A 13043-nucleotide genomic window follows, 5' to 3' on the forward strand; every position below is an offset into this window, starting at 1 on the left:
GAGCGTAGCCATCCTGCTTCGCCTGGATCGAGGCCAGCCGGGAGTTATGGTAGTTGGCGTTGCATTTGATCCGCGCCGGCATCGCATTATCGGGCATTCTGATCCACGAGCTGATCTGTGCGGACGCACCTTTCTTAACCTGGCTTGCCGAGGGGCGCGGGATGGCTGTGATGGTTGTGCCGACCGGCCCGGTGGCCACCATGTCGCCTTCATTTGTAATGTAGGCCGAAACGCGCAGGTGCGCTGAACACCGGATGTTGTTGGCCTTGCACAGGTCAAAGATCGCCTGTGTCAGTTCCAACTCGCTCGGTCCAGGATCGAACCGCATTGCCTTCTGAGAGAAGGCGTATCGGTTGAAATGCTCTGCAAGCCGAAACAGGTAGAGTTGCTCATCCTCGTCATTCCAGTAGCCTCTGAGGCCTTCGAAGACTCCGATTCCGTATTTTCCGGCCAGAGAGAAAGCATGTAGAGTCGCATCGTTCCAAGGAACGATTTTTCCATTGTGATAGACAAATTCCGGGGATGGCATTTCAGCTCTCACTGTTTGTTTGATTGAACAGGGAAGCCGAGGTCAGAGAATTGGGTAACGAACCTCGGCTTGGATGTCGTTTCAGGAGAAATAGGCCGCCGCAATAGCGTCCAGGCCACGCTGAAGGTCGGAGCGTTCCCTCGCCTTACCGGTGCCAAATCTGATGCGATGCGGAGCCGAGCCGCCGGCAAGCAGGAAACTGCTCGCAGGACCCACGTCAGCACCACGGCGTTTGCAGTCCCCGACGAACTCAAGGAGCTCTCTGTTAGAGGGCGCTTCCATCCAGACGTGCAGGCATTCCGGTGTGGTCTGGAAACTGGTGCCCTTCAACGTTTCCGCAACCATGTTTTGCCGTGCGCGGGTTTCTTCGCGGACAGCCGCAATGATCCTGTCGGCACCACCGTTGTGAACGAGTTCCGTCGCAACACCCGCGTTGGCAGGTGCGATCATCCAGTAGGTCATGCTGCTGCCGGGCCAGAACAACCGGGCCGGGTCGGTGGTCTTCGGCGTGACCAGATAGGCTGCCTTCAGGCCGGCGCCGATCGATTTGGCCGTGCCGAGCATGTAATAGGTGATGTCGGGCGCCAGTTCGGCGAGCGGTGCCGGCACATCCTCCGGCAGAAGCGAATAGATGTCGTCCTCGAGGATCGCAACACCATGTTTTAGCGCAATCGCAACGATCTCCTTGCGGCGCTCCAACCCCATCATGGCGGTCGTCGGATTTTGCAACGTCGGCAGAGTATAGAGCGCCCGCGGCTTGTGCTCCTCGCACACTCTCTCGAACGCCTCTGGTACGATCCCTTCCTCATCCAGTTTGATGCCGACCAGATTGAAACCCATCTGCTTGGCGAACTTCGCCATCGTGGGGTAGGTCAATTCCTCGACCGCCAGGACGCCATTGGCTCCTACGAGGGAACCGCACAAAACGGTAAGGATCGCTTGTGTCGAGTGGGACAGAACCACGCGTTCTGGATCGGGAGCCGCAGAAAGGCGCCGCGTCACGAACTGGGCGCCCGCTGCACGATCTTCAGGGAACCCCAGAAACTGGTGGACGCCAATCCAGTCCATCGGCTCCCTTGCTTCAAGGAGCCTCCGCATCGCCGCGCGATATTCATGGTCGAAGGCTTCGGGAACACGCGGCGGGAGGTTGCCCGTCATAGGAATAGGAGGCAGTGATGAGCCGCCCGGTTTGTGTGTTTCGATGTGGGCGGTTTTTATCGGAGCATTCATGACGGCCTCGCGTTTCTAATCTTAGTTGGCTCTTTGGGGATCGTGCTCGCGCAGGGAAGGCTGGATCGGGCCGTACCGGCGGCGGAAGGTGGGGCCTAAGGATGACCAATCGGCCCCCATAACTTCATTTCAGGAGCTTCTCTGTCTCGGCCGACATTTGTGCGACGGCTGCGGCAGGCTCGGTCTTACCGGTGACCACGCCACGAACGACTTCGATCTGAGCGTCAAAGATCTGGTCAGTGTTGTCGACCGGATAAGTGTACCAGTCACCGGCATTCGACAGTGATGCGGTCAGGCTGCGGACGTAGGGATTGGCTTTGAGGTAGTCCGCAAACTGATTGCTTTCGTTGAGCGCTTTGGAATTTGCCGGCAGATACCCTGCGTATTCGGCCTCCAACGCCTGTGCCTCAGGTCCATAGGCCCATTCGATGTACTGAAGGGCGGCTTTTTGGCGGGCGGGGTCGTCGGTGAGAACGAACATGCCGTGGGAGACAGCAGAGAGCTTGCCTTTTCCGGTAGTAACGGGGAAAGCCCCTACTTCGAGTTCGAAGTTATTGGCTTGCGCGGCTTTCAAAATGGACGGAATGCCGCTGGCGGGCCGGATAAGAATTCCGACAGTTCCCGCATTGAAAGCCTGACGTGCCTGATCGCGCGTCATCGCGACAGTGTTGGCTGCTTTCGCGAAATTACCAATGATGCTCATTGCTTCGACACCGAGTTCGCTATCGAAGCCGATTGTTCCGTTGTCCCCCTTCATTGAGCCGCCAAGCCCCGACAACACGTTCTGATACATCCAGTTGTTAGATGCCTCGAACTCGAAGTATCCACCGCTGATGTTGCCACCGAGCGCCGAGACTTTTGCTGCTGCGGCGATGATCTCATCCCAGGTTTGGGGCGGACGATCCCATCCCGCTTTTTTGAGCAGGCTCATATTGTAGAAGACAACGGGGACTGTCAGGCCATAGGGCACGGCATAGACATGATCGTTTGCAGCCGCAGCTTCAACAAGAGCTTGAGACATACCCGATGATGCAATGAATTCCTGGCCTCCGGGTATGGTATCGACTGGCTGGGCGATGCCCTTCTCCAAATAGAGGTGGGTATAGTTGATCAACTGGTGGGTCACGTCGGGAAGCTGTCCAACCAGCGAGTCCCGAAGGGTCGACTGAAAGAGCGGCTGCCAGTTGTCCCCTGCAGCAACGTATTCGATCTGCACATCCTCGTGCGCCGCGTTGAAGGCGACTCGCATTTTGTCCAGAAACTCAGTCCGGTTTGGCCAGGCATGAGAAATCTTTAGGGTGATCGTATCCGCCCATGCTTCGGTTCCCGAGAACATGGATACGCTTGGAGTTGCAGCGAGGCCGACAGCGATAATCTTGGTGAGAAGTCTGCGGGTCAGTTTCATTTTGGTTGCCCTGTGTTGGAGTTTCACTTCACCGCCCCACCTGTCAGCCCTTCGACGAACCATCTTTGTGCGGCGAGGAAAGCGATGATCAGGGGCGCGACCACGATGGTCGAGGCGGCCATAAGCGGACCGTAGTCGTTGCCGGCCTCCTCGTTCTTGAAGGCCATGATTCCGAGCGGCGGTGGCATCAGGTTCTGGTCGCGCACCGCGATCAGCGGCCAGAACAGGCTGTTCCAGTGCGAGACGACCGAGAAGATTCCGAAGGCGATGATGGCGGGCAGCGCCATCGGCACCATGATGCGCCAGACGATCGCAAGCTCAGAGAAGCCATCGAGCCTGGCGGCGTGGACGACATCGTCAGGGAGGGTCTTGAAGAACTGGCGGAACAGAAAGATACCAAAGGGTGAGACAACATAGGGGAAGATCAACGCCGCATAGGTGTTGAGAATGCCAAGCTTGGCGCTGAGGACAAACAGCGGCAGCGCCAGTACCTCATGCGGAAGCAGCAGCGCGATCAGCACCAGGGCGAACAGCAGGTTGCGGCCGGGGAAGCCCAGCTTGGCCAGCGCGTAGGCCGCCGGAGCGCAAACGGCAATCTGCAGCGCCAGGATTGCGGCGCAGACCATCACCCCGTTCAGCATGTAGCGCGGCAACGGTGAACTCGTCAGCGCTTTCGTGTAGTTCTCGACGCCATAGAATTGCTCGGGCCAGAAGCTGAAGGACGCGCGGAAGATCTCTCCCGGCGGCTTGATCGACAGCGACACCATCCACACAAAGGGAATGAGGATCAGTGCGCCGGTGATCAAGAGCACGGCATGGCGAATGACGGCCGACGGCGGGGAAAGGCGTTGCGTCCTCATTGGTAGTGAACCTTCTTGTCCATCACACGCGCCTGGATCAGCGTGAGCGTCACGACGATGAAGAGAAAGACGACGGCGACGGAGGCGCCATAACCGGTGCGCAGATACTGGAAGCTCTCGCGGTAAAGCGTATAGAGCAGCATCTCCGAGGCGTGACCGGGCCCGCCCTGGGTGAGCACCTGCACGGTGTCGAACGTCTCGAAGGCTTTCAGCGCCACGACGATGAAGATGAACATGGTGACGGGGCCGAGCATCGGAAGCGTCACGGTGCGCAAGCGGTCGAGCCATGCATCGGCGCCGTCGATGTCGGCTGCGTCGTAGAGATCCTGCGGGATCGACTTCAGCCCCGCCAGGAACAGCACCATGGCGTAGCCGAGGTTTTGCCAGATGCCGATGACGGCGAGCACCGGCAACACGGTGTTCTCGTCACGCAGCCAATTGGCAGTCGGCAGACCGAGGCCCGCGAGTGTCTGGTTGACGAGGCCGATAGTCGGGTGAAGCAGCGCCTCCCAGGCGATCGCCATGGCCGTCAGCGTCGCCATGAAGGGCAGGAAGTGAATCGCGCGGTAGAAAGCGCGGGCTGACTTGCCGCTTTCGATCAGCAGCGCGATGACGAGGCCGAGGCCAATTGTGCCCGGCACGACGATCGCCACATAGAGGATGGTATTGACGAGCGAAGCGCGAAACCCTTCGTCGGCGAAGACTACGTGGAAATTGGCGAGGCCAACGAAGGAGAGCGAGCTCGCACCAAACTGCCAATCGGTGAGCGCGATGGCAAAGACGGCAAAAACCGGCAGGAAGAACAGGACGACGAGCAGCAACAGGGCCGGGCCGGCAAGCGACCAGGCAGCAAACGTCTCGGCGAGGCGATGCCGGCGCAGCGCATCCGGTGATGCATGCGGCGCTTGGGAGGATTTGGCCTGTTCATCGACCGTGGAAGCGACCACACTCATTGCAGCCGCTCCTTCATCTGCACGACCGTTGCGCCCGGCTGGCCGTGTGGGCGGATGCGCTTGCCGTCTGCCGCAAACAGCAGCAGCCGCTCGGGCTTGACGCCGAGATGCAGCGTCTGGCCGGAGGCAATCTGCGGTGCTCGCTCGGCGAGCAATCTTGCGATGACCGGGTGGTCGCCCCCGGGAACATCGAGATGAACGAACAGGTCGGAGCCCATATGCTCGACCAGGCGCACCGCGCCGGTCAGGATGTTGTTGCCGGCGGACTCGACCAGATGGAAGGCCTCGGGCCGGATCCCGACGGTAAGACCAGTCCCTGAAGCAATTTCTGCCGGAATGGAGAAACATGTGCCTACAGTCTCTGCCAATCCGCCTTCTCGCACCTTGGCCTCGAGCATGTTGATCTTCGGTGAGCCGATGAACTCGGCGACGCGCCGATCGTCCGGATCGGCATAGATCTCCTGCGGCGGTGCGACCTGCAGCAGTTCGCCGTCGAGCATGACCGCCACCCGGTCAGACATGGTCATCGCCTCGGACTGATCGTGCGTCACATAGACGAAGGTGACACCGAGTCGCTTGTGCAGTTCCTTGATCTCGGCACGCATCTGAACGCGTAGCTTGGCGTCGAGATTGGAGAGCGGCTCGTCCATCAGGAAGACCGCCGGCTGGCGGACCATGGCTCGGCCGACGGCGACGCGCTGGCGTTGGCCGCCGGACAGTTGCCCCGGCTTTCGCGTCAGGAGGTGACCAATGCCGAGCGCCTTAGCGGTGCGCATCACCTCGATCTCGATCTCGGCGGCAGCCGCCTTTGTACCCGGCACGAAACGACCGACCATCGGCAGGCGCTGCCAGGCGGAAAGCCGGCGCATCCTGAGCGGTACGGCCATGTTGTCCTCCACCGTCATGTGCGGGTAGAGCGCGTAGGACTGGAACACCATTGCCACGTCGCGCCGCTTCGGCCGCACGCCGTCGACCACACGCTCGCCGATCGCGATCGAGCCTCCCGTCTGCACCTCGAGCCCGGCGAGGATTCGCAGCAGTGTCGACTTCCCGCAGCCCGACGGACCGAGAAGCGTCAGGAACTCGCCGTCCGCGACATCGAGCGAGACGCCGCGCAGCACAGACGTGGCGCCGAAGGACTTTTCTATTTTTTCGATGGTGATGGCCGCCATGGTGCTTCACCTCTGCCAGTCGAAAGCAGCCGAAATCCACCACCTTCGCGATTTATGTTTCGCGGCGGACGATCGAACCGTTCTGTCACAGGCGTGTGACAATCATCGAATATTGCGATAGAAATCCGCTAAATCTGGATGAATTGTCCGCTGACCCGAACCGCAAAAAAGCTCGGCCGAAGAAAAGGAACTTTGGTTCAAGGGCATCACCCGGAGCCCGCTCGAAGACGCCCAGGAGGGATGGCTCGGCTTGAATAGTGAAGGATGCGACCGATCCTGGCTGTCCGAGCGGTATCCTCAATCGATCGCGGCCGTCCGAACCTCCACGAGCATGTGATCGCCGGGTAGCGACCATCGCATCCGCTACTTCTTGACCATCCGCTTTCCAACAAAACGAATTTTCAGCCGACCCGGCAAGGGTTATAGCGACGCAATGCCCTGGCGTTGCTGCCGCAAGGGAGGCGGAAATCTCAACCCTAGTTCCGAACAAAAACCCCGCCGAAAGCTCGGCGGGGAGGACCATAACGTTATGCGGTTACCAGCGGGTTATTTGGCATTAGAAGTTGCGCTGGAAGCGAAGGAAACCGCCGACCTCGCCGTTGTCATCATCCAGTTCATCGTCAAGGTTGGCTTGGAAAGCCACTTCCGGTGTAATCACCAGACCTGGAACCAACTCGTAGGGAACATCGACAACCGCAACAAAGCTTTCCAAGTCGTCATAGGCAAGCTGGACGACGATGTCAGCTTTTTCGGTAGCCTGGTATTTTCCACCTCCCCACACAGCCCAATCTCCGCCCCAAGCACCGAAGTAATTTGGACTGTTCACACCCAAATCGTCATTATTTGAAGCATACCCGGCCATAATGAAGAGCGAGAGCTGCTCGGATGCATTGACGTCCAAGCGAACTTTCCCAGCGACCTCTTCCCAAACCGAGTCATAGCCGACTACGGCCGAAATACCGCCCCAGCCCTGCTTGTAGGACACGCCAACGACGGCGTGTGGTAAATAGCTGTCCAGCGTGTAGAGAGTCCCAGTACCTTCTTCAAGGGCGACCCCGGCCGAAAAGCCGCTCTGGCTCTTGAACGTGTAGGCAATCTGGTTGGCATTGGCAGGGCCGTAGCCGATACCACCTAGATCGTCGTTCATCACACCGCCAGCGTCATAGGTGATGGTCTTAAACAGTGATTTTGCCTTTCCTATACGGAGGCCGCCGAGTTCGATAAAAGCCTGATCGATGGCGAGGCTGTCCGTAACAGTGATAACGTTATCAGGCGCGCTGGTGGTGTATTGAAAAAGGAGCGCTGCAAAGCTCCGCAAGGTGCCCAACTCGGTCTCAGAACGGGCGTCGATGCGCGGAGCGAAACGAGCACGCTTGTAGTAGGTGTCGTTAAAGTCGACTTCGCCTTCCGCGAAATCCTTCTTATCTAGAACGTCCTGGTGCCCGAGCAAGCCGACGCCGATGTCGTAGCGTATGTAGCCGTCGATTTTCAGGCAGGTTTCGGTGCCAGGTATGAAGTAGAAGCCGGCGCCGTAGACGTCGCAGACGCGTACATATTCGACCGGCTCCGGCTCGGCGGCCGCGACCGCATCGGCGGCCCTTGCCACGGACAGATTGAGCGGCAATGCCGCCAACCCAAGAAGCATCCCTCTTACAAACATTCCACCACTCCACAGCTGTTTGAGGGCTGAGCCACCCGCAAACGCGAGGTGCGGGCCGCTTCAGCCATTTCAGAGAATTGGCTTTGGGAGAGCCAATGACGGGAGGAATGAAGGCACAAAGGCGGTTGTAATATCAACTACTGACTGAAATTACTGACAGTATACCTGCGCGTTATTTCTCGCCGGTCTCAATATCAACACAGTCAGTTACTGGATTGTGCAACCCGTGTATAAAGTGCATTTCGTCGTTAGTGGAATTGCCCTGGCCACTTGTTTTCTGATTTAACAATTTATTGGAGCAGTCGGACTCTTTCCGGCACTTCACAAGGAAGTTTTTGCATAGATGGCAGCGGCATCCGCCACCTGGGCTGCCCGGTTCCGTTTGAGTAGATCCAAGGGGATTTTGCCGTCGAGCAACCGAGAGGGACGAACAAGCCACAACCAGGCCGACCGGGGATTCTCTAACTCCGCCAATACCTGGCTGATGCCATCAACCGGACGTCCGTCGACGAATTGGGCCAAGGGGAACACGTGCGTGCGTCTGCCCTTCGGCAGTGCGATGACCTCATTGCGGCGTCTCCAGACGTGGAGCGTCGATCGCGGAATGTTGAGCTCGTCTTCGATGAACGTCTGACCAACCACCTTACCGGCCCAGCTCTGCATCAGGGAGCATTGACCTTGAGAAAGGTGATGCTCGACCTTGGTCTCGGCGTCAGCCTGGCCGCCTATTGCGTTTCCAGGCACAAACCGGCCTTGCTTTTGGCGCTCGTCGATCTCTGCAGCCAGCGATTCGACAAGCCTGGTGACCGCATCGGGAAGCAGTTCGCCGGCGGAATCCAAAGCCGACCGATGCTCTAAAGGAAGCGACGTGACGGCGACAAGCACGTGGCCTGCCAACTTTCCCGCAACGTCCAATGCCTCTCGTGTCACCGGCACGCTTCGGCGCCGCAGTACAAACTCTACCTCGGAAGCAATCAGTCGAGCCGACTCATTCCGCCAGTATCTGCTCAAGCCACTGCCAACGACAGACATTGTCCCAAGTCCCTTCAATTCGCTCTCTGGCAGAGCCGATAGATTGGCCCGCAAGAACGCTCGACATGTCCGGTTCCCCTCTGTCACAGGCGTGTGACAATCATCGAATATTTCGATACGGATAAGGCCATTCTGCATGGATTGGCCGGTCGCCGGGGCAGGAGAAAAGCTTGGCCGAGGGAAAGGACCTTTCGCTCAACGCGGTTCGCGCTTTCGTCCAGGTCGCCCGCGACAAGAGCGTCACCAGGGCCTCGAAGTCGCTTGGCATCACCCAGAGTTCGGTGAGCCGCCATATCGCCGTCCTGGAGGAGTATTTCGGGGCCAAGCTCATCGAACGGCGGGGGCGTCAGAGTCAGCTCACGGATTTCGGGCGGCTCTTCGCCGATGCGGTGGCCGAACCTCTCGAGACGATCCACTTCACCGCAAGGCGGATGCGCCGGGGCGACCGGACGGATACCAACCGGCTTGTCGTTCGAACCTCGCTCTCGACCTTCGCCTATACGCTGCTCATTCCCAATCTGCGCGAGTTCTCCAAGGAAACGAACGGTCTCACTGTCGACGTCATCAGCACCCTGTCGGCGCCTGCCTCAGACGACAGCTTCGACGTGCTCCTGACCCGAGACTTGACATTGACCGAGCCGGCCGATCGCTGGGATTTCTATGACGAGCAGCTCGTCTGCGTCGGTGCGCCAGATTGCGTAGCCGGTCGCGGCCTCGAGGCGCTACGCACCACACCGGTGATCGCCGTTACCTCGCGCCCCGACATCCTGCCGACCTGGCTGCGCGGCCTGGACCTGAAGACCTCGGACGTTATCTCCGGGGCGCGCTACGACCATCATTACCTCGCCCTGCCGGCGGTCACCACCGGTCAAACCTTGCTGGTAACGCCGCACATCATCGTCGCGGATCTGATTCGGCAGGGTCTTTTGGAGGTGCTGCCCGGCTCGCGCGCGCCAAGCGGCATGCAATACCGGGCCTATGCGGTCGACCGCAGCGGCAATCCGGATCTCGCCCGCGCCTTCTGCCGCTGGCTGACAAGGCTCTGCCGAAAGAAGACCGAGGAGGAGAACGCCGGCAATCCCGTCTCGGCGGAATGATGCATCGCAAAACGCGATCACTCCGACAGCTTTCCGCGATGGCAAAACTGGCGGGCAGCGGACCCATCCTTTAGCTCTGGACGGAAATTCCTGGAATTTGAGGAAAGTCCATTGCCCTTAGTCGCCAAAAGGCTGCAGGCCGTCCGTCCTTCGCAAACGAAAGCCATGACCGCCAAGGCGGCTGCCTTGCGCGAACAAGGTGTCGATATCGTTACGCTGAGCCAGGGCGAGCCGGATTTCGACACGCCCGAGACTGTGCAGCAGGCCGGCATCGCCGCTATCCGCAACGGCAGGACACGCTACACGCCTGTTGCCGGTGTTAAACCGCTGCGCGAGGCGATCCGCGACAAGCTCTCGCGCGATAACGGTCTCGATTACGACATCGACCAGATCACCGTCGGCTGCGGCGCCAAGCAGATTGTTTTCAACGGCCTCTTCGCCACCCTGGATCCGGGCGACGAGGTCATCATCCCGGCACCCTGCTGGGTCTCATATCCGGACATGGTGCGGCTCGCCGGCGGCGAACCGGTGCTCGTTCCCTGCCGGGAGCGCTTCGGGTTCAAGCTGAAGCCGGAAGACTTCGAAGCCGCGATCACGCCGCGCACCAAATGGCTGATGCTGAACTCGCCGAACAATCCGACCGGCGCGGTCTACTCCAGGAGAGAATTGGCGGCGCTTGCCGAGGTCCTGCGCCGGCACCCCCACGTCCACGTCCTTTGCGACGACATATACGAAAAGCTCGTCTACGACGTGCCGTTTACGACCATGGCCGAAGCCGCCCCGGACCTCATCGACCGGGTGCTGACCGTCAACGGCGTCTCCAAATCGAGCGCCATGACCGGCTGGCGCCTCGGCTACGGCGCGGGCCCGAAAGACCTCATCAAGGCGATGAACACGATTCAAGGACAGACCGCGTCGCATACGAGCTCGATCTCGCAATATGCGGCCATCGAGGCGATTGCCGGCAATCAGGACTACGTCACCGAGTTCGTCACCGCCTTCGCCAGGCGCCGCGATCTCGTCGTCGAACAGATCAACCAGGCCGAAGGCCTTAGCTGCCGCACGCCAGACGGTGCCTTCTATGTCTTCGTCAACTGCGCCGGAGTCATCGGCAAGGCGACGGCCGGGGGCAAGGTGATCGAGGACGACATGGGTTTTGCCATGTATCTGCTTGAAGAGTTCTGCGTCGCCGTCGTTCCTGGCTCGGGCTTCATGGCCTCCCCTTACGTCCGCATTTCCTATGCCGCGTCAGAGGAAGAGCTGCGGCGCGCCTGCGGACGCATCCTCGCCGCCTGCACCGCCCTCTTTGAAAGCGAGAAGACCCGTGAGCAAAGCAAGAAAACTGCGTGAGAGCATGGCCGAGAATGGCCTCGTCCACATTATGGCCGCCCACAGCCCGCTGTCGGCTATTCTTGCCGAAGAGGCCGGCTTCGACGGGCTCTGGGCGTCGGGCTTCGAACTATCCGCCCTTTACGGCCTGCCGGACATGAGCCTCGTCTCGATGACCCAGCATCTCGACATGCTGCGGGCGATCGAGGGGAAATCCTCGCTGCCGATCGTTGCCGATATCGACACCGGCTACGGCAATGCAATCAACGTCATCCACGCGATTGCCGAATATGAGCGCGCCGGCGCTTCGGCCGTGGTCATCGAGGACAAGACTTTTCCGAAGGTCACCAGCCTCGCCGCCGACGGCCGGCAGGAACTGCTTCGGATCCAGGAGTTCCAGGGCAAGGTCGAAGCGGCCATCGCAACCCGCAAAGACCCGGACTTCCTGGTCATCGCCCGCACCGAGGCGCTGATCGCCAGTCTCGGCGAGCAAGAGGCGCTGAAACGTGCACATGCCTATGTTGAGGCCGGGGCCGATATGATCCTGATCCATTCGAAGAAAAAGGATCCGTCCGAGATCGAGAGCTTCGCGCGGGCCTGGAACGGCGACGTGCCGCTCACCATCGTGCCGAACGCCTATCCGGACCTCGACGCGGACCGCATCAAGGCGCTCGGCAGCATCCGCATGGTGATCTACGGCAATTATGGCATCCGCGCCGCCACGACCGCCATGCAGGATGCCTTCCGCCGCATCGTCGCCGATGGCGGCGTGCAGAACATCCACAAGGACATCATCCCGGTCGAGGAGGTGTTCCGGCTTCAGGGCATGGAAAAGACCAAGGCCGACGAGAAGCGTTTCTTGCGGTAGCGGGCACCTCGTCTGGATCCGAAAATCGACCTCCACGACTTGCCGCCGGACGGGCCATCGTAAGACCCCTGCGGCACATCCTGCCGGTGCCCTCCCCGCCGGCAGGATGCTCAACTTTTCGGATTTCTGCTAGGCGCGCTGTGTGTTCCTCATAAAGCTGGCCTCATGTTCCTATCGCCGCTCGCGACCGTCGACAGACGCGTCGGTCGCCGCCAAGGCACCAACGCAGCCGCCGCCACCACCGCCCTGCGGCCTGTCTTTCCCCTCCCCGATGCGCCACAGCGCGACGAGCGGCAAACAGGTCTTGCGGGCGCGGCGAATTACCCGACTTGCTTTCCTTTGGAGGCAACATGTCGGGAACCAAAATCCTCTGGGGTCAGATCGTCATTGTCGCCGTGATCGTGCTCACCGCGATCTGGTGCGCCACGCAATGGACTGCCTGGCGTCTCGGTTTCCAGCCGCAGCTGAGTACGCCCTGGTTCGAACTCGCCGGCTGGCCGGTTTATTACCCGCCAGCCTTCTTCCTGTGGTGGTTCTCCTACGACGCCTATGCGCGATCGATCTTCCACGAGGGTGCGATCATCGCCGCGTCGGGCGGCTTCCTCTCCATAGCGGTCGCCATCCTCATGTCGGTGTTGCGGGCGCGAGAGAGTGACGACGTCGAGACCTACGGCTCCGCCCGCTGGGCAACGCCGGCCGAAATCAAGGACGCCGGCCTGCTCGGACCGGACGGCGTCGTGCTCGGCCGCTGCGAGCGTGACTATCTCCGGCATGATGGTCCCGAGCACGTCCTGTGCTTTGCGCCCACCCGATCGGGCAAGGGTGTTGGCCTCGTCATCCCCTCGCTGCTGGCATGGCCAGGCTCGGCCATCGTCCACGACATCAAGGGCGAAAACTGGCAGCTCACC

At 60.2% G+C, this 13043-nt stretch carries 12 protein-coding genes; 4 read left to right on the forward strand and 8 right to left on the reverse strand.

What is annotated here, in order from left to right:
* From EOA86_RS05300 to EOA86_RS05335, 8 genes are all read right to left on the reverse strand, one after another.
* Positions 1-529 (reverse strand): aminotransferase class IV (locus EOA86_RS05300; RefSeq protein WP_206629962.1); only part of this gene is annotated, 529 nt, incomplete at its 3' end.
* A gap of 81 nt (positions 530-610) precedes the next feature.
* Positions 611-1627 carry a PLP-dependent aminotransferase family protein gene (locus EOA86_RS05305; protein WP_164891568.1) on the reverse strand — a complete coding sequence of 339 codons (1017 nt, stop codon included), beginning with the start codon at positions 1625-1627 and terminating at the stop codon, positions 611-613.
* A gap of 256 nt (positions 1628-1883) precedes the next feature.
* On the reverse strand, positions 1884-3164 hold the full coding sequence (locus tag EOA86_RS05310) for an extracellular solute-binding protein (protein ID WP_164891569.1): 1281 nt from the start codon (positions 3162-3164) through the stop codon (positions 1884-1886).
* Between the two features lie 23 nt (positions 3165-3187).
* Positions 3188-4024, reverse strand: a complete 837-nt coding sequence (locus EOA86_RS05315) for a carbohydrate ABC transporter permease (protein WP_128340903.1) — start codon at positions 4022-4024, stop codon at positions 3188-3190.
* Positions 4021-4905 (reverse strand): sugar ABC transporter permease, encoded by an 885-nt coding sequence (locus EOA86_RS05320; protein WP_128340910.1) that lies wholly within the window; start codon positions 4903-4905, stop codon positions 4021-4023. The genes EOA86_RS05315 and EOA86_RS05320 overlap by 4 nt, the downstream gene beginning before the upstream one ends.
* 68 nt (positions 4906-4973) lie before the next feature.
* Complete coding sequence (locus EOA86_RS05325; RefSeq protein WP_128340904.1) at positions 4974-6149, reverse strand: ABC transporter ATP-binding protein; 1176 nt, start codon at positions 6147-6149, stop codon at positions 4974-4976.
* A gap of 556 nt (positions 6150-6705) precedes the next feature.
* Entirely contained in the window at positions 6706-7794 is a 1089-nt protein-coding gene (locus EOA86_RS05330; protein WP_245497137.1) for a porin, read from the reverse strand.
* 336 nt (positions 7795-8130) lie between these two features.
* Entirely contained in the window at positions 8131-8694 is a 564-nt protein-coding gene (locus EOA86_RS05335) for a hypothetical protein (protein WP_164891570.1), read from the reverse strand.
* 317 nt (positions 8695-9011) lie between these two features.
* Here EOA86_RS05335 and EOA86_RS05340 point away from each other — a divergent pair, with 317 nt between their 5' ends.
* The 4 genes from EOA86_RS05340 to EOA86_RS05355 all read left to right on the forward strand — a co-directional run.
* On the forward strand, positions 9012-9938 hold the full coding sequence (locus tag EOA86_RS05340) for a LysR family transcriptional regulator (protein WP_128340907.1): 927 nt from the start codon (positions 9012-9014) through the stop codon (positions 9936-9938).
* A gap of 165 nt (positions 9939-10103) precedes the next feature.
* Positions 10104-11288 carry a pyridoxal phosphate-dependent aminotransferase gene (locus EOA86_RS05345; protein ID WP_128340908.1) on the forward strand — a complete coding sequence of 395 codons (1185 nt, stop codon included), beginning with the start codon at positions 10104-10106 and terminating at the stop codon, positions 11286-11288.
* Entirely contained in the window at positions 11263-12135 is an 873-nt protein-coding gene (locus EOA86_RS05350; protein WP_128340909.1) for an isocitrate lyase/phosphoenolpyruvate mutase family protein, read from the forward strand. Before EOA86_RS05345 ends, EOA86_RS05350 begins: the two co-directional genes overlap by 26 nt.
* A 350-nt stretch (positions 12136-12485) precedes the next feature.
* Positions 12486-13043: type IV secretory system conjugative DNA transfer family protein (locus tag EOA86_RS05355; protein WP_164891572.1), on the forward strand; the 558-nt coding region annotated here is incomplete at its 3' end.

The organism is Mesorhizobium sp. M5C.F.Ca.IN.020.32.2.1, assembly GCF_004023105.1.
In the GTDB taxonomy this organism is placed as follows: Bacteria; Pseudomonadota; Alphaproteobacteria; order Rhizobiales; family Rhizobiaceae; genus Mesorhizobium; species Mesorhizobium wenxiniae.